This is a genomic window from Corynebacterium sp. p3-SID1056 (genome assembly GCF_025152525.1).
Classification (GTDB): domain Bacteria; phylum Actinomycetota; class Actinomycetes; order Mycobacteriales; family Mycobacteriaceae; genus Corynebacterium.
On the sequence record NZ_JALXXL010000001.1, the window covers coordinates 64,949 to 82,352 of the forward strand.

Below are 17,404 nucleotides of genomic sequence, written 5' to 3' on the forward strand. Positions count from 1 at the left end.
ACACTGTCTTTCTAATCTATGAAGGAATCTGCTGCAGCACACGAGGCGCACGAGACTGCGCCGACGAAAGACGAACTCTACCGACGCCTCGACGAGGTCCCGCTCAGCGAGACGCGCCGCTTCCGACGCCGACTCGCAAAAGCCAAGGCACCGCGAGCGCTCGCCGCGATTGGCGAGGACATTGCGCGGGCGCAGCGTGTCGTCGAGAAGCGAGATGCGCTCGTGCCGGCCATCGAATACCCCGAGCAGCTGCCGGTGTCTGCGCGCCGCGAAGACATTATGGAGCTGATCCGCGACAACCAAGTGGTCATCATCGCGGGCGAGACCGGCTCCGGTAAGACCACGCAGATCCCGAAGATGCTGCTCGAGCTCGGCCGAGGCCGCAGGGGGCTGATCGGGCATACGCAGCCGCGCCGTATCGCCGCGCGCAGTGTCGCCGAGCGCATTGCCGACGAGCTCGGCCAAGAGATCGGCGATTCCGTCGGTTACGCCATTCGCTTCGACGACAAGGTCTCGGCGCACACTGCCGTCAAGCTCATGACCGACGGTATCTTGCTGGCAGAGATGCAGCGTGACCGCTTCCTCAACGCGTACGACACCATCATCATCGACGAGGCGCACGAACGCTCGCTCAACATTGACTTTTTGCTCGGTTACCTGAAACGGTTGCTGCCGAAGCGCCCGGATTTGAAGGTCATCATCACCTCGGCCACGATCGACCCGGAGCGTTTCGCCGCGCACTTCCGCGACGCCGAGGGCGAGCCCGCCCCGATCATCGAGGTCTCCGGTCGCACCTACCCGGTGGAAATCCGCTACCGCCCGCTCGTCGAGCAGGTGGGCGGCAAGGAAGTCGACATCGACATGATCGACGGCGTCGTCGCGGCCTGCGCCGAGCTCATGCGCGAAGGCAAGGGCGACATCCTCTGCTTCTTCGCCTCGGAACGTGACATTCGTGACTGCATGGAGGCCATCGAAAAGCAGCACTGGCGCGGTGTGGAGGTCACTCCCCTGTTCGGTCGGCTGTCGAACGCGGAGCAGCACCGCGTGTTCTCACCCCGCCCGGGGCGCCGCATCGTGCTCGCGACCAACATCGCGGAAACCTCGTTGACTGTGCCGGGGATCCACTACGTCGTGGACACCGGGCTTGCGCGCATCTCGCGCTACTCCACGCGCACGAAGGTGCAGCGCCTGCCGATTGAGGAGGTCTCGCAGGCCAGCGCCAACCAGCGCTCGGGCCGCTCGGGCCGCGTCGCCGACGGCGTGGCGATCCGCCTGTACTCGGAAGAAAACTTCGCGGCGCGGCCGGAGTTTACTGACCCGGAGATTCTGCGCACGAACCTCGCCAGCGTGATTTTGCAAATGATCTCGCTGCGACTCGGCGATATCGCAGAGTTCCCCTTCATCCAGCCGCCGGACCACAAGGCAGTGCGCGACGGGCTCCTACTACTTCACGAGCTCGGCGCGATCACGGACAAGGAGCGCGGCGGAGCGCCGGTGCTCACCGACATCGGGCACGACCTCGCCCGCATCCCGGTCGACCCGCGCATGGCGCGCATGCTCGTCGAGGCCAATACACTGGGCGTGCTTGACGACGTCTCCGTGATCGTCGCCAGCATGACCATCCAAGATGTCCGCGAGCGCCCCCTGGAGTACCAGGCCCAGGCCGACCAGGCGCACGCTCGCTTCAAGGACAAGACCTCCGACTTCCTCTCCGCGTTGAAGCTGTGGGATTACATCCACGATTCGCGCGATGAGCTTTCCGGCAACGCGTTTAGAAAGCGCATGAAGCGGGAATTCCTGCACTACATGCGGATCCGCGAGTGGTACGACCTGGTGCGCCAGCTGCGCGAGGTGTCGAAGCAGCTGGGTTGGTCGCTGCCCAGCCACGTTGCCAGCGAGCGGGACGCAGACTCGATACACAAGTCACTGTTGACCGGCTTGCTGTCAAACATTGGCGCCCGCGACGGCAACTCCAAAGAATTCCAGGGTACGCGCGGGACCCGCTTTATGGTTTTCCCGGGTTCGAGCTTGAGCAAGAAACCGCCGGAATTTCTCATGGCCGCTGAACTCGTCGAGACCTCGCGGCTCTGGGCGCGCGACGTGGCCAAAATTGAGCCTGAGTGGGTTGAGCGCGCCGCGAAAGACCTGCTCAAGCACAGCTACTCGGAGCCGGTGTGGTCGCGGAAGCGCTCGTCGGCCATGGTGCATCAAAAGTCGATGCTCTACGGCGTGGCCATCGTGCGGGACCGTCTGGTGCCCTACCACCGCATCGATCCGGAGGCCGCGCGCGCGATGTTTATTCGCCACGCGCTGCTTGCCGGTGAGTGGAACCGCCACCACCGCTTCATCGAGCACAACGAAGCACTCCTCGACGAGGCCTCGCACGTCGAAGATAAAGTCCGCCGCCGCGGACTCGTGGTGGACGAGGACACACTGTTCGACTTCTACGACGCTAGACTGCCCGAATCAGTCACCACCGCCCGCCACTTCGACTCCTGGTGGAAGAAGCAGCGGCGCGCTGACGCGCACTTTTTGGATTTCGATCCCGATGCCTTGCTTGACGACGCAGGCACCGACACCTCGGCAACCGCCTTCCCCGACACGCTTCGCCGCGGCTCGATCGAGTACACCCTGCGCTACAAGTTCGAGCCAGGCGACCCCTTCGACGGAATCACTGTCGAAGTGCCCGTGCCGCTGCTCGCCGGATTCGATGACACCGGCTTCGACTGGCTGGTGCCAGGCCTGCGCGAAGAGCTGCTCACCGAGCTTATCCGCACCCTGCCGAAGGGCATCCGCACCTCCGTGGTGCCTGCGCCCGACTTCGCGCAACGCGCCCTGCCCCTGCTCGATACGCAGGAGCCTTCGCTTGTCGACGCCTTCGCTACCGCTCTCCAACGCCTCGGCGCGAGCGGGGTCAACGGCTCGGACTTCAACCCACACCGCCTCCCGGCGCACCTGCGGGTCACCTTTGCTGCGATTGATCGGCGCGGCGACATCGTGGACCACGACAAGGACGTCGAGGCGCTCAAGCGTCGACAGGCGGGCAAGATCTCGTCCTCTGTGTCGAAGGCGGGGAGGGCCTCGGAGTCGAAAGCGGTGCAGAGCTGGACTGCCGACTCGCTTGGCGAGGTCCCCGAAACGGTGCAGACCACCATCGACGGCAACGAGGTTGACGCCTATCCCGCGCTTGAGGCAACTCGCGAGGGCGTGCGAGTGAAGGTCTTCCCCACCAAGGCCGCGGCCGACGCTTCCATGATGACAGCCACACTGACCCTGCTGCTGCGCAACATCTCGGTGTCCCCGCAGCAAATGACGAAGGGGCTGCCGCTACGGCAAAAAGTTGCGGTTGACCAGTACCCGCACGGCGGCGCGGCTGGCCTTGTCGAGGACGCGCGCGTGGCCGCTATTCGCGATCTCATGGTCACACACGGCGGGCCGGTTCGCACGCCGGAGGAGTTCGACTCCCTGGTTGCGCGTATCAAGCCGGAAGTCCCAGGCGCGGTGCGCCGCATGGTCGTCGGTGTCGCCCCCGGCTTAGTTGCGTATGCAAACATGGCCAGCGAACTTGCCCAGTGGGAGGGCCCGGCCATCGACGACATGCAGTCCCAGCTCGCGTTCTTCCTGCCGAAAAACGCACTGACCATCCACGGGCTTATTCACCTTCAGCACCTGCCGCGCTATATCGAGGCGATGAGGCTGCGTCTTGAGGACATGCGGGTCGATCCGGATCGCGATGCGGACCGGCAGGCGGTGATCGACACAGCGAAGGCGTATCTTCAGGCGAAGCGCAAGACCCTCCCAGCGGGCAGGGAGAAAACGCGTGCATATAAGGATGTGCTGTGGCGTATCGAAGAGCTCCGCGTCAGCATCTTCGCGCAGCGACTGGGCACGCCGAAGCCGGTAAGTGCTCGCCGAATCGAGAAGATGGTGGATAAGCTGCGCTAAGTCTTTAGAAGTCGTCCTTGTCTCGGCGACGCATGAGCCGGATCTCCGATTCGAAGTCGTCCGCGCTCTCGAAGGACTTGTAGACAGAGGCGAAGCGCAGATACGCAACTTCGTCGAGCGCACGCAAGGGCTCTAGGACTGCCAGGCCAATCTCGTTAGCGGGGACTTGTGAGCTGCCGTGCGAGCGCACCGTTTCTTCGACCTGCTGCGCAAGCCTCTTCAGCGCGTCATCCGAGACGTCGCGCCCCTGGCACGCCCGGCGTACGCCGACGATAAGTTTGTCACGGTCAAAGGGCTCGCTGAGGCCGTTGCGCTTCACCACGGTCAACACCGCTTTTTCAACCGTGGTAAAACGGCCCCCGCACGCTGTGCACTCGCGGCGACGCCTGATTGCCGCGCCGGCATCAATCATGCGGGAGTCGGTCACGCGGGAATGTTCGTGGTGACAGAACGGGCAATACATCGCGGGGTCCCTCCGGTGCGTTGGCTCTTTGCTAGGCCCGGCACAACACGGCCGGGTACTGGCTTACGCTACTCGGTTCTCTCCCGGACTTCACCGCGCGCCGCATTGGCGTGTCATTGCTCCGTGTAGAAGGCGAATTCAGCTTCGGTGGGAGTGGAGTATCCCGACTGCTCCGGTGAGAAAACGCCTCCGATCGCGGAGCCCACGATCAGCGCAATCCCGAGCCCTATTCCCACCAGTAAACTTTCGCGCTTTTCGCGGCGGGATTCGAATAGTATTTCATCAGTCTCGTCACCGCCTGACCTCGTCGCACGCGAAGCGCCAACTGGAGTTGTCGAAATATTGAGCGTTCGAACATTCGCGGTATGGCGAGACGCCCCTTCACGGGCAGATAGATCCCACTCAGCCACGGGATAACCCCGGTAGGCAGCAGTCTTCTCGCCAGTAGCTACGGTGTAGGCGCGATTAGACATCATCGTCATGGTTATTCTCCTTTGTGCGTTTTCTTCATTCTAAAAACCCGCCGAACACACCCGAACGGGCAAGCGCGCATATGTTCGACATTAGGTTACATGTTCGATTTATAGCACTCGGTCCACACACTGTCTACCCCTATGCGCGAATCTCGAACACTCTTGCCCGGTCTGGTAAGTTGAGGGGTGCGCATGACGCGCCACTATTTCCCACCACAAAGGAGCCCCCATGGCACGCAAGAAGCCCGAAAACAAGAACTTGGACATGAGCGTTTTATCGGATCGCCAGCGCAGGATTTTGGAAGTCATCCAAGACGCGGTGGTGTTACGCGGCTATCCGCCCAGCATTCGAGAAATTGGTGACGCTGCGGGGCTACAGTCAACCTCCTCCGTCGCTTATCAGCTCAAGGAGTTGGAAAAGAAGGGGTTTCTGCGAAGGGACCCGAACAAGCCGCGCGCCGTAGATCTTCGCCACCTGCCAAGCGCCCAGGAGAAGAAGGCACCCACCCAGGACGCGCCCGAGGACGCGTCCAACGCGCGTTACATCCCCGTCGTTGGGCAGATTGCCGCCGGCTCCCCCATTCTCGCGGAGGAAAACGTCACGAGCTACTATCCGCTCCCCGAGGAGCTCTTGGGAGACGGCGACCTTTTCATGCTGCAGGTCGTTGGCGACTCCATGCGTGACGCGGGCATTCTTTCCGGCGACTGGGTCGTTGTGCGCTCCCAACCAGTTGCTGAAGAAGGCGAATTTGTGGCTGCGCTGCTTGACGGCGAAGCAACGGTGAAGGAGTTTCACAAGGACTCCACCGGGGTATGGCTTTTGCCGCACAATGATGCGTACTCACCCATCGACGGCACCCACGCTGAGATCATGGGCCGCGTCGTCTCGGTCTTCCGCACGTTGTAAATCCCCCACTATGGGGGCGGGTACCCACAACCCCGTGTGGGATTGACTGCCCCCAAAGCGGGGAAACGGAAGCAAAAGGGTGTAACCGGGCACAGATTTTTGCAACAATACGGTGAACGTGTTGGTTTTGCTTACTGTGTCAAAGGAGCGTCGTGTACGCAGAAGAACGTCGGCGACAGATCGCCTCGCTGACCGCGGTTGAGGGTCGAGTCAATGTCACAGAACTTGCGGGAAAGTTCGGGGTCACGGCGGAGACAATCCGCCGTGACCTCGCCGTGCTCGACACCGAGGGGCTCGTCCACCGCGTGCACGGAGGGGCCGTGGCTAGCCAGTCGTTCCTCACTACTGAGTTTCCGCTTGACGCCCGCTACCGTACCGCGTCTGCAGCAAAACTTGCCATCGCCCGCGCTGCGCTGAACTTTGTGCCCGACAAGCCCGGAGGTTCAATCTTTCTCGACTCGGGCACGACCATCAACGGGCTCGCCTCACTCAAGGCCAAGCACCCGCCCGCCCGTGAGTGCCACATTGTCACAAACTCGCTGCCAACCGCACTCGACCTCTCGAGCGCCGACGTACAGGACGTGCAGCTGCTCGGCGGAAACGTTCGCGCAATCACCCAGGCGGTGGTTGGCGATATTGCTCTGCGCACGCTCGCGATCTTGCGCGCCGACGTCGCATTCATCGGCACGAACGCGCTCACCATTGACCACGGACTATCTACCGCAGACGCGCAGGAGGCTGCAGTGAAGCAGGCTATGGTGACGAATGCGCGAAAGGTGGTAGTCATGTGCGACTCCTCCAAGCTGGGCAACGACTACCTCGTCAGCTTTGGCTCGACAGATGATATCGACGTGCTCATCACCGACAACGACGCACCCGCCTCCTTTGTCGAGGAGATTGAACGCAACGGAGTGCAAGTCATCCTGACAGAGGAAGAGGAGTAACCCCCACACACAAATGTGGGTTTGTGTCCGATTCCTTGAATTTATCCACACGATCGGGCATACTTGGTGGTGGCACGTCGTGCTCGTCCGGTTGATTTACCGCAGCTTAGGGGCACTGCAGTGCTCTACCCACGGCCGCATGCACTCACGGTGCCTTGACTGTGAACCGGGGGTAGGAAACAACGGACAACGACAGTACGGAGTACCCCGTGATTATCACGTTGACACCAAACCCCAGTATTGACGCCACCTTGTCCGTCGACCAGGTCGTCCGCGGCGAAGTCGTCCGCGCGCACACCGCAAGTAGAGAAGCGGGAGGCAAAGGCATCAACGTCTCCCACGCCGTCGCCAAGGCAGGCGGGGAAACGCTTGCGCTGGCACCGTGCGGTGGCGACGACCCATTTCTGCACGCGGTACGTCGGGCCGGCATACCGTTTGCACCGATCGAGGTCGACGGCTTCGTGCGCACGAACACTGCGCTTACGGAGGCCGACGGTACTACCACCAAGATCAACGAGCTTGGCCCCGAAATGTCCGCAGGTCGGCGGGTGGACGTCGAGAAGCACTTGCTCAAGCACGCGCACGCGGCCGACGCTGCAGTGTTGGCCGGATCCCTGCCGCCAGGTGCCCCGCATGATTGGTACGCAGAGCTTTGCGCCCAATTGCGCGGCACAGTACCGCTGATTGCTGTAGACACGTCGGACGCCCCGCTGCGGGCGTTGGGTGCACGCCTCGAGGAGGCGGCGCCCACCATCATGAAGCCGAACGCCTTCGAGCTCGCGCAGCTTACCGACGGCGACGGGCACGCCCTCGAAGCAGACGCCGCACAAGGCAACTACGGGCCGATTCTTCAGGCAGCCCGCCAACTCGTCGCCCGCGGTGTCGCCGAAGTGCTGGTGACTCTCGGCGGGGCAGGCGCTTGTCTGGTAACTGCCGAAGGAGCATGGGCCGCAGCCGCGCCCAAGGTGACCGTGCGCTCGACCGTCGGCGCGGGCGACAGCTCGCTGGCCGGCTACGTCATGGCGCGCGTCGACGGCAAGTCTTTCGCCGAGTGCCTGCAGCAGGCCGTCGCGTATGGCTCCGCGGCAGCCTCCCTGCCCGGCACCGGTATCCCCTCCCCGTCGGATGTTGATTGCGCGCGCGTTGACGTTGTCGCGCTCGATGACCCCGCCCCATCCCCTCGCGTGTAAGTGGAAGGACACACACTATGAACGCACCACTAATTACGCCTGATCTTGTCAGGCTCGATGTTGATTTCGGTGGCCAGCCAAAAGAGGTCATCACGAACCTCGCTGAGCTCATGGCCACCGCAGGGCGCGCCTCTGACGCCGCAGAAGTAGCCGCAGCGGCGAGCGCGCGCGAAGAGAAAGCCGGCACAGGAGTCAACGGCCGGGTCGCTATCCCCCACTGCCGCGTCGCAGCGGTCAGTGAACCGACGCTCGCCTTCGCCCGCCTGTCCGCGCCGGTGGATTTTTCCGGTCCCGACGGCGACGCCGAGTTGGTCTTCCTCATCGGCGCCCCGGAGTCTGGCGGTAAAGCGCACCTGAAGATCCTGTCCAAGCTCGCCCGCGCGCTGGTTCGCGGGGACTTTGTAGAAACGCTGCGCGCAGCCACGACGGAGCAGGAAATCGTCGACGCCGTGCTGGCTGTCGTGAACGCCGAACCCAAGAAAAAGAAGGCCGCGCCCGCTGCTGCCGCTCCAGCGGCGAGCGAGAAGAAGCCAGAAGTCATCCGGATCGCTGCGGTCACCTCCTGCGCCACCGGTATCGCACACACCTATATGGCTGCCGACGCGTTGACCCAGGCCGCGCAAAAGCGTGACAACGTCGAGCTCATCGTCGAGCCCCAGGGATCCTCGGGCGGAGACCCGCTCGAGCAGTCCTTCATCGACAGCGCCGACGCGGTCATTTTCGCCCACGACGTCGCCGTTCGCGACAAGGGGCGCTTCGCGGGCAAGCCGGTCGTCGACACCCCGGTCAAGCGCGGGGTCAACAGCCCGGATGCACTCATTGACGAGGCTATCGCCGCAGCCAAGGACCCCAACGCCAAGCATGTCGCAGCTGCCTCTGAATCGGCTGGCGAGGACTCCGCCGCGTCCAGTGACGGCCAGCCCTGGCCAAAGCGCCTGCAGCAGGCAATCATGACCGGCGTGTCCTACATGGTGCCCTTCGTGGCTGCCGGCGGCCTCCTGTTGGCCCTCGGATTCCTCTTCGGTGGCTACGACATGGCCAACGGCTGGGAGGCGATCGTGCTCCAGCACTCGCCGACTAACCTGCCGGGCCATGAAGTGCTTGTCGACGGCACCTCCATGACCTTCGAACGCTCCGGGTGGGCCCTCTACCTCGGTGCCGTGCTCTTCGCCACTGGGCAGATGGGCATGGATTTCGTGGTCGCCGCGCTCTCCGGCTACATCGCTTACGGCCTGGCGGGCCGCCCCGGTATCGCACCGGGTTTCATCGGTGGCGCAATCTCTGTGATGGTCGGCGCGGGCTTCATCGGTGGCCTGGTCACCGGCCTACTCGCCGGCGTCATCGCCTACTGGATCCAGACCTGGCGCGTCCCGCGCTGGCTGGGCTCGCTGATGCCGGTGGTGATCATTCCGCTTTTGACCTCGCTGGTCGTCGGCCTGATCATGTTCCTCCTGCTCGGCCGGCCGCTCGAGTCTCTCATGCTCGGGCTTACCGATTGGCTTGAATCGATGAGCGGATCCTCTGCGGTCCTGCTGGGCATCATCATCGGCCTGATGATGTGCTTCGACCTGGGTGGTCCGGTGAACAAGGCTGCCTACCTCTTCGGTACCGCCGGACTGTCGGCAGGCACGGACGCAAGCTTTGAAATCATGGCGGCGGTGATGATCGCCGGCATGGTGCCTCCGATTGCGTTGTCGATTGCCACCTTCCTGCGCAAGCAGTTGTTCACCCCGGCCGAGCAGGAAAACGGAAAATCCGCGTGGCTTTTGGGCCTGTCCTTCGTCTCCGAAGGCGCGATCCCGTTTGCCGCCGCAGACCCCTTCCGCGTCATCCCGGCGATGATGCTTGGCGGCGCAACCGCAGGCGCGGTCTCCATGGGCCTGGGCGTTGGCTGCCAGGCACCGCACGGCGGCGTCTTTGTCATCTTCGCCTACGAGCCGTGGTGGGGCATGTTCATCGCGCTGGCTGCGGGTGTCGCGGTAGCAACAGTGGCCGTGATCGCTATCAAGCGCTTCTGGCCGAACGAAGAAATTCAGAAGGCTGCCGCGGCCAAAGCGCACGCGGAAAACCACGCCACGGAAACGGTGGCGGCTTAAGCACACACGCGCCTAGACTGGCACGTAACACCAAAAGAAAGGATTCTCACTATGGCTTCCAAGACTGTCAAGGTCGGCTCTACGGTTGGGCTGCACGCCCGCCCCGCAACCATCATCGCCGATGCAGCCGGCGAGTTCGACGAAGAGATTATCCTCACCCTCGTCGGCGGCGACGAGGACGATGAGACTGACGCCGCCTCCTCGCTGATGATCATGGCGATGGGCGCCGAGTTCGGCGACGAGGTCACCGTCGAGTCCGAAAACGCCGCAGCAGTTGACAAGATTGCGGCGCTGATTGAGCAGAACCTCGACGAGGAGTAACCCTTTACAGCACGCCTTCAGCCCCCGCTACCGTGATGCACGGTGGCGGGGGCTGAAAGCGTTGTGACCTACCGGTACTGCCCCTCCCCGATCGTTTCGTATGCCCAGCGCATCAGCGGGTAGATCACGATGATGCCGACCGCGCCGATGGCGATCCCTTCCAGGGTGACCTGGCCGACGGTGAAGGACAGGTTGCCGATACCAACAATCAGCGCCACCGCAGCCGCAGTCAGGTTCACCGGGTTTGTGAAGTCGACCTGATTGTCCTGCCAGATGCGCACGCCCAGCATGCCAATGAGCCCGTAGAGCACAAGGCATGCGCCACCGAGCACGCCCGCAGGGATGGTGAAGATCACCGCGCCGAACTTCGGAACGAATGCCAGCGCGATGGCGAACAGTGATGCCACCCAGTACGCGGCGGTGGAGTACACCTTGGTCGCCGCCATCACGCCGATGTTCTCGGCGTAGGTGGTCGTACCGGAGCCGCCGAAGGTGCCGGCGAGTGTGGTGGCGATGCCGTCGCCAATGAGTGCTTTACCCTGCAGCGGGTCGAGGTCGCGATGCGTCATCTCGGAGACGGCTTTGACGTGGCCGACGTTTTCCGCGATGAGCACCACCAGCACCGGCAGCGTGACCAAGATGGCGGAGAGGTGGAACTGCGGGGTGTGGAACTCCGGCAGTCCGACCCACGGGGCTGCGCCGATGGTGGCGAGCGCATCGTCGGCAAGCCCGCCCGTGGCCGCCGCGAAGGCCCAGCCGACGACGACTCCGATGAGGATGCTCAGGCGCGACGCCATGCCTCGGGTAGCGACGGTCACCAGCACGATTGTGGCCAGCGTGACGCCTGCGACTGCGGGCTGCGTCTCGACGTTGCTCACCGCGGTCGGTGCGAGGTTAAACCCGATAAGTGCGACGATGGCGCCGGTGACGGCAGGCGGCATGACCGCGTCAATCACGCGCTTGCCCGCCACGTGCACCACGACACCGACCACAATGAGCAGCACACCGGTAACCAGCACGCCGCCGAGCTGAGCGCCAATACCGTACTGCGATGAAGCGGAAAGCGGCGCGATGAAGGCAAAGGATGAGCCCAAGTAGCTGGGGAGTCGGTTGCGGGTGATCAGCAGGAAGATGATCGTGCCGAGCCCGGAGAAGAGCAGCGTCGTGTTGACCGGAAAACCGGTCAGCGTCGGCACGAGCAGCGTCGCGCCAAACATGGCGACAACGTGCTGCATGCCGATGCCGACGGTGCGCGACCAGCTCAGGCGTTCGTCGGGGGCGACAACGGCACCGGGTTTGACGGTGCGGCCGTCGCCGTGGAGGGACCAACCAAGTGTCTTTTTCACACCTGGGAGTCTAGGGCGCGCGCCCAGCCGCCACACAATTGTGTGCGGCGGTTACGCGCTAGTTGCCCACGACGAATTCCGCGTACTGCTCCGCGAGCACGTGCGGCAGGCGAACGTCGATGCGCGTGCCTTCTTCCTCGTAGGCCTCACTGCGCACGGTGCCGGCCTCGTGGACCTGGGAAACCACATCGCCCCGGGTATAGGGCACGAGCAGCTCAACGTGTGCATCGAGCGTGTTGAGGAACTGCTCGACCTTCGCCTCGAGCGCGGGTATGCCTTCGCCCGTCAGCGCGGAGACAAACACGACGTCGCGGCCGGAGTTATCAAAGGCGTGGCGCAGCTCTGCGAGCACGAGCGGGTCGGCCTCGTCAATCTTGTTCACCACCACGATTTCTGGCGGGATTTCCTCGCCCGAGTCGCGGGTAATCTCCGCGAGCACCTCGTTGACCGCCTCGATCTGCTTGAGCGGGAAGGGGTCGGAGCCATCCACGACGTGCAGCACGAGATCAGCATTGGTGACCTCCTCCAGCGTGGACTTGAAGGCTTCCACGAGCTGGGTCGGTAGGTGTCGGACGAAGCCGACGGTGTCGGTGAGGACGACCGTGCGGCCGTCGGCAAGCTGGGCCCGACGCGTCGCGGGGTCGAGGGTGGCAAAGAGCGCATCCTCGACGAGCACGCCGGCGTCAGTCATCGCGTTGATCAGCGAGGACTTGCCCGCGTTGGTGTAGCCCGCGATGGCGATTTTCGGCGTGGTCGAGCGTTGGCGGCGCGCGCGTTTGACCTCGCGTACCGTTTTCATCCCTTTGAGCTCGTGGCGTAGGCGCGCCATGTCTGCGCGCAGCCGGCGGCGGTCCGCCTCGATCCGGGTCTCGCCAGGGCCACGCAGCCCCACGCCGCCGTTGGAACCGGCACGGCCGCCGGCCTGGCGCGAGAGGTTGCCGCCCCAACCGCGGGTGCGCGAGAAGAGGTATTCCATCTGTGCGAGCGACACCTGCGCTTTACCCTCGTTGCTTTTGGCGTGCTGGGCGAAGATGTCCAGGATCAACATCGTGCGGTCGATCACCTTCACGCGTAACGCCTCCTCCAGCGCCACGATCTGCGAGGGGGAAAGCTCGCCGTCGAAGACGACGGTATCGGCCCCGGAGGCTTCCACGACCTCGCGCAGCTCGGCAACCTTGCCGGCGCCGATGTAGGTGCCCGGGTCCGGCTTGTCGCGCTTTTGGTAGAGCATGTCGATGACTTCAGCGCCGGCGGTTTCGGTCAACGCCGCCAGCTCGCGCATGTTTGCCTCCATCTCCGCGGTCGTACCCTCGAGCCATGCGCCGACCAGGATGACTTGCTCGAGGCGTAGCTTGCGGTACTCCACCTCGTAGGCCTCTTCGGCCTCGTCGGTGCGGATCTCGGTGCGCTGTCCCACGCGCCTTAATGCATTACGCGCCTCCAGGTCGAGGGAGCCGATTGTCGGTTCTCCCCCGCCGGATTCCGTTCGCTGTGCGGGCTGCGGCGCGTTGTGCCGGAATGCTTCGGCCAGCAGCGCATCGCGCGCCGCGTCCTGCGGATCGTGTTCGGGATGGGTATTTACAGTTGAGGTCATTGAGTCCTTTGTTCTCACCAGCATGCTTTCTCGCTATCCTACGTGCATTGTCTACCAGCCGGGCTTCACGCTCGACATACGGAGGCATGCCCCGCGCGTTTCCGCCCGGCCGTCGGCACGGACTAGGCTTGTTGCCTATGAGCGAATCTGTGAGCACGCACTCTGACACGCACGCTGATCTGGCCGCCATCGGCCTTGGTTTTGCCAAGTGGCAGGACGCGGTTGAACGCGCCATCGCCACTGACCACCTTGCTGTCACCGGCGAGGTCCGCGGTGGGCAGCTGATTCAGTACAGCGACCCTTCTGGCGCCCAGCTCAACATTCTTGCGGTGGAGCCCTTCGCCACGTTCGCCGGCTTTGATTCTGTCACGCGCGCGTACGCACACATCACGCCGCTGAACGACGTGGTGTCCTTGGCCGACATCGTCGACCCTCGCGGCAACACCATCGCCTCGATCACCGTCAACCTGGCGCAAGGACCGCTGGTGGTAGATGAGGCCACGTTGCAGTGGCAGGAGCTTGGTTTAAGCGCGCTCGTGCTCGCACATGAGCGCTACGCCTCCACGGAGGCATACCTGGCGAATAACCCAGGTGCCACCCTCGGCGCGGTCACCTCCCCGGGTGCCGAGGCCGTTGCATCCGGCGCAGCGAGCGCACCAGATGCCGCGGCTGAGTTTTCCGCCCGCGTCTTAGAGGCAGAGTACCGCACCTCCGAGCTGACCGGCCAGCGCTTCATCCACGCCACCGTCGACGGCGCATTCCCCTTCGACATCTGCCTGCCAGACGGCGACCTGCCGCAACGAGACTCCGTGATCGCGGGCAGCGCGGTGCTCGCCGGCTCGATTCCCGCCCCTGGTGCGGGTGGTTGCGGGTGCGGCGGCGGTTCCTGCGGGTGCGGCGGCCACTAGACCGCACACATCGATAAGACATTCGCGCTACGATGGCGCGAAATCGACACTCGGTATGCTCTCAGGAGGTGACGGCTAAGCGATGGACCCCTCGCGCAAGGACTTGATCCAAGCACTATACGGGGCATTGGTGCTCGCGGTAGCACTCCTGCTGGTGGTCTTCTTCCGCCTGCCTGGCCTCATCATCGCAGTGCTGTTGGTGATGCTCGGTGTCGCCGTCCACCGCCGCTACAACACCAACCCAGAGGTGGCCTCGCTGAAGGCCTCGCTGCGCATCACCCGCGACGACATGGCCGAGATCCTGCAAAGCTACGAGGACCTTAAGCAAGGTACCTCCACCCAAGCCGTCGCCGACCGCACGTTGCACTACCCAGCGCTGGCCAACGGCGACGTCTCCCACCACGCCATCAGCGAGTTTTTGCTGCGTAGCTCGTCTGCCCGCCGTTTCATCGCCCGCATCGACGGCTACCTCGAATCCCCCGACATCGACCGCTACCAATTGGAGCGGCTCATCGCTGTCGCGGACGAACGCGCCCTGGAACTCGCCGAATCCTGGGACGACGCCCGGCGCGCCGCCCGCCAGCTCGGGCCTTAATCCAGTGGTGCGGCAAGCTGGCCGCGCGCCACGATGCGCGAAGGCCCGGTCATCACGGCAGTGCCCTGATCCGTGAGCTCGATTTCAACTGCGCCCCCCGGCACATGCACCGTCACCTTGCCGGAATTCGCACCGCTGGCGCGCAAGGCCGCGGTGCCTGCGGCAACGGTCCCGGTCCCGCAGGAGCGGGTCTCGCCCACGCCACGCTCCCACACGCGCATCGAGCACTGACCGTCGTGGGCGGCGGTGAGGATCTCGACGTTGACCCCATTGGGAAAGACATCCGGGTCAAACGACGGGGCGGACAGCTCCATCTGCGCAAGCGCCTCTGCAGTCAGCCCCGGAACCACCGCTGCGAGGTGTGGGTTGCCCACGTCGACAGCGATGCCTTCGAAGGTGGTCTCCCCTACCTTCGCCCAGGACTCGCCGAAGACGTTGACTTTGCCCATCCCAACACGCACGCGGGCGTGCACGGCGTCCGCCTCCTCGACGGTGATGTGTTTGACCCCGGCGCGGGTGTGCACGTCGAACTCGTTGGCCTCCTCAAGCCCTTCGGCTTTGAGCACGTGGGAAAACGCGCGGATGCCGTTGCCGCACATCTCGGCGATCGAGCCGTCAGCGTTGCGGTAATCCATAAACCACTCCCCGCCCGTGCGCACCACGCGCAACAGCCCGTCGCCACCGATGCCGGCGCGGCGATCGCACAACCAGGCCACCTGCGCAGGCTCCAGTGTGAGCTGATCGTCGACGTCGATGAGTACGACGAAGTCGTTTTCCGTGGCATGGGCTTTAATGAAGTGCAGCGGGGTTGTCATGCCTGCGAGTCTATCGCGGGCGTCTCAAGTGCCGCCAAAGCTTGCGCGAGCGTGCCCCCCGCAGTCGCGTCGAGCCAGGCGATGCGGGGATCGCGGTTGAACCAGGAGCGCTGCCGGCGCACGTAACGACGCGTGCCGGTGATCGTTTGCTCCTCCGCCTCCTCGCGCGTGAGCGTGCCCGCAAGCATGTCCAACACCTGGGCGTAGCCGATGGCGCGGCCTGCAGTGGAGTTGCGTGTCAGTCCCTCGCCTACCAGCGCTTCGACTTCCTCGATCAGCCCGGAGGCAAACATCCGCTCGGCGCGCAGTGCGATCCGTGGGTTGAGCCACTCGGCGTTCGTGCGCAGGCCCAGCATGCGCGTGCCCCAACGCGGCGGTGCGTTCTTCGGCGGCTGGGAGGCCCGGAAGGGTTTGCCGGTCAGCTCGATGACTTCGAGCGCGCGGACGGTTCGCCGCGGGTCCTTATCTTCAATGATGCGCGCTGCCTCAGGGTCGATGTCGGCTAGCTCAGCGTGCAGCGCGTCCGTGCCGATTGCTTGCCGACGCTTTTCGTATTTCTTTCTCACCGCCGGGTCGGTTGGCGGGAACGTCCAGGCGTCGATAAGCGATTGCACGTAGAGCATGGAACCGCCAACGAGGATGGGGACCTTGCCGCGGGCTAAAAGTTCCTCCACAGTGTCGACGGCCAGTGCCTGATACTCGGCGACGGAGGCCGTCTTTGTCACCGGCCAGATATCCAACAGGTGGTGCGGAACGCCGCCGCGCTCTTCCGGCGCAAGCTTGGCGGTGCCGATGTTCATGCCCTTATACAGCTGCATGGAATCGACGTTGACCACCTCGCCGCCGAAACGCTTCGCCAGCGCGATGCCGAGGTCGGACTTACCGGAGGCCGTCGGGCCGACGACAGCGATCGGGCGGATCTCTTGTGTGCTCAAGAGGCGACCTCCCACACCCCGACATAACGGCCCACCCCGAGAGAATCCTCGGCGTAGCACAGCTCGCGCCGCTGTGTCTCGAGTTCCGCCAGCTCCTCCCACAGGCGTGGCTCGAGTACGCCCCGGGCTTCCAGCTGACTCGGCAGCTCGGCCTTCCCCGCAATGAAGTCCTGCAATTGCGCGTGCAGCTCGGGCGCGCCGGGCACAAGCGCGAGCGGGGCACGGGCAGTGAGTCCCGCTGACCCATCCACCACGACCACGGTCAACACCTCTGGGTCCGGCGTAGCGATCCGCTCGCGGACCTCGCGCACCGCTGCGTCCAAAGGATGCAGCGCGTAGCGGGCAATAAGCTCCGGGAGGTAGTTGCCCGCGTCCAGTTGGACCTGCGGCGCACCCCACGCCGCAAAAGACCCGGTCAGCTCGGTGTAGTCGCGCGACTCGAGCGGGCAGACGATGTCGACAGCGCGGCTGTCCACGCGATCCAACGCTTCATCCGCGGCCGCCCGAATGCATTGCAGCACCTTGCGCGAGGGTGCATGGGCGGGCGAAAGCGCGCCCACCAGGGCCGGCGAACCGGGCATCAGCAGAATCGAGGCGCGAGTAGTCACGCACACCACTCTAGTGGCCCCGGCTTAAAAGCCCCGCGCGTGGTGCGAGTGAGTTCACAGGTTTTTGGCGCACATCCCGCGTGCCCCCTGTAAAGTCTGTTGAAGCACCCGCCGCGTGCAAGGGCCTGATTCCGTATGGATCCAAGCGCCCGCTGCACGCGCACGGGTGGCACCGGCAGCCGCGTCGCGCGGCACTTTGAACGTAGGGAAAGGACCTGCAATGACCACCTCGGACCAGACACCGGAGACCACGCCTCAGCCAGC

15 protein-coding genes are annotated in these 17,404 nt (G+C 64.2%); 8 read left to right on the top strand and 7 right to left on the bottom strand.

Annotated elements, in window-relative coordinates:
- The first annotated feature begins 18 nt into the window (after positions 1-18).
- A complete protein-coding gene (gene hrpA, locus M3G14_RS00325) occupies positions 19-3,945 on the top strand; it encodes an ATP-dependent RNA helicase HrpA (protein WP_259923806.1) in 3,927 nt (1,308 codons plus the stop codon).
- A 4-nt stretch (positions 3,946-3,949) separates the two neighbouring features.
- On the opposite strand, the gene nrdR is transcribed toward hrpA, so the two are convergent.
- Both nrdR and M3G14_RS00335 read right to left on the bottom strand, forming a co-directional pair.
- Positions 3,950-4,408 (bottom strand): transcriptional regulator NrdR, encoded by a 459-nt coding sequence (gene nrdR, locus M3G14_RS00330; RefSeq protein ID WP_259923808.1) that lies wholly within the window; start codon positions 4,406-4,408, stop codon positions 3,950-3,952.
- Between the two features lie 113 nt (positions 4,409-4,521).
- Entirely contained in the window at positions 4,522-4,890 is a 369-nt protein-coding gene (locus M3G14_RS00335; protein WP_259923809.1) for a hypothetical protein, read from the bottom strand.
- Between the two features lie 220 nt (positions 4,891-5,110).
- On the opposite strand from M3G14_RS00335, the gene lexA reads away from it, so the two are divergent.
- The 5 genes from lexA (at position 5,111) to M3G14_RS00360 (ending at position 10,339) form a co-directional block, all read left to right on the top strand.
- Positions 5,111-5,788: a transcriptional repressor LexA gene (lexA, locus tag M3G14_RS00340; RefSeq protein WP_259923810.1), complete on the top strand. Its 678-nt coding sequence runs from the start codon at positions 5,111-5,113 to the stop codon at positions 5,786-5,788.
- Between the two features lie 152 nt (positions 5,789-5,940).
- On the top strand, positions 5,941-6,732 hold the full coding sequence (locus M3G14_RS00345) for a DeoR/GlpR family DNA-binding transcription regulator (protein ID WP_259923811.1): 792 nt from the start codon (positions 5,941-5,943) through the stop codon (positions 6,730-6,732).
- A 209-nt stretch (positions 6,733-6,941) separates the two neighbouring features.
- Complete coding sequence (locus M3G14_RS00350) at positions 6,942-7,922, top strand: 1-phosphofructokinase family hexose kinase (protein ID WP_259923812.1); 981 nt, start codon at positions 6,942-6,944, stop codon at positions 7,920-7,922.
- A 17-nt stretch (positions 7,923-7,939) separates the two neighbouring features.
- Positions 7,940-10,018, top strand: coding sequence for a fructose-specific PTS transporter subunit EIIC (locus M3G14_RS00355; RefSeq protein ID WP_259923813.1), 2,079 nt, complete (start codon positions 7,940-7,942; stop codon positions 10,016-10,018).
- 51 nt (positions 10,019-10,069) lie between these two features.
- Positions 10,070-10,339 carry an HPr family phosphocarrier protein gene (locus M3G14_RS00360; protein WP_259923814.1) on the top strand — a complete coding sequence of 90 codons (270 nt, stop codon included), beginning with the start codon at positions 10,070-10,072 and terminating at the stop codon, positions 10,337-10,339.
- 68 nt (positions 10,340-10,407) lie between these two features.
- On the opposite strand, the gene M3G14_RS00365 is transcribed toward M3G14_RS00360, so the two are convergent.
- Complete coding sequence (locus M3G14_RS00365) at positions 10,408-11,685, bottom strand: uracil-xanthine permease family protein (RefSeq protein WP_259923815.1); 1,278 nt, start codon at positions 11,683-11,685, stop codon at positions 10,408-10,410.
- A gap of 58 nt (positions 11,686-11,743) precedes the next feature.
- Positions 11,744-13,279 (bottom strand): GTPase HflX, encoded by a 1,536-nt coding sequence (gene hflX / locus M3G14_RS00370; RefSeq protein ID WP_259923816.1) that lies wholly within the window; start codon positions 13,277-13,279, stop codon positions 11,744-11,746.
- Positions 13,280-13,416: 137 nt separating this feature from the next.
- Between hflX and M3G14_RS00375 the strand changes: the two genes are divergently transcribed.
- Together M3G14_RS00375 and M3G14_RS00380 are read left to right on the top strand one after the other, a co-directional pair.
- Positions 13,417-14,187, top strand: a complete 771-nt coding sequence (locus M3G14_RS00375) for a hypothetical protein (protein WP_259923817.1) — start codon at positions 13,417-13,419, stop codon at positions 14,185-14,187.
- Positions 14,188-14,269: 82 nt separating this feature from the next.
- Positions 14,270-14,782 (top strand): hypothetical protein, encoded by a 513-nt coding sequence (locus M3G14_RS00380; RefSeq protein WP_259923818.1) that lies wholly within the window; start codon positions 14,270-14,272, stop codon positions 14,780-14,782.
- On the opposite strand, the gene dapF is transcribed toward M3G14_RS00380, so the two are convergent.
- Genes dapF through M3G14_RS00395 form a run of 3 tightly spaced genes read right to left on the bottom strand, consistent with a single transcriptional unit; the run spans position 14,779 to position 17,140 of the window.
- Positions 14,779-15,597, bottom strand: a complete 819-nt coding sequence (dapF, locus tag M3G14_RS00385; protein WP_259923819.1) for a diaminopimelate epimerase — start codon at positions 15,595-15,597, stop codon at positions 14,779-14,781. The genes M3G14_RS00380 and dapF overlap by 4 nt on opposite strands.
- Positions 15,594-16,517: a tRNA (adenosine(37)-N6)-dimethylallyltransferase MiaA gene (miaA, locus tag M3G14_RS00390; protein WP_259924295.1), complete on the bottom strand. Its 924-nt coding sequence runs from the start codon at positions 16,515-16,517 to the stop codon at positions 15,594-15,596. Before miaA ends, dapF begins: the two co-directional genes overlap by 4 nt.
- Before the next feature lie 11 nt (positions 16,518-16,528).
- Positions 16,529-17,140 (bottom strand): hypothetical protein, encoded by a 612-nt coding sequence (locus tag M3G14_RS00395; protein ID WP_259923826.1) that lies wholly within the window; start codon positions 17,138-17,140, stop codon positions 16,529-16,531.
- Between the last annotated feature and the right edge of the window lie 264 nt (positions 17,141-17,404).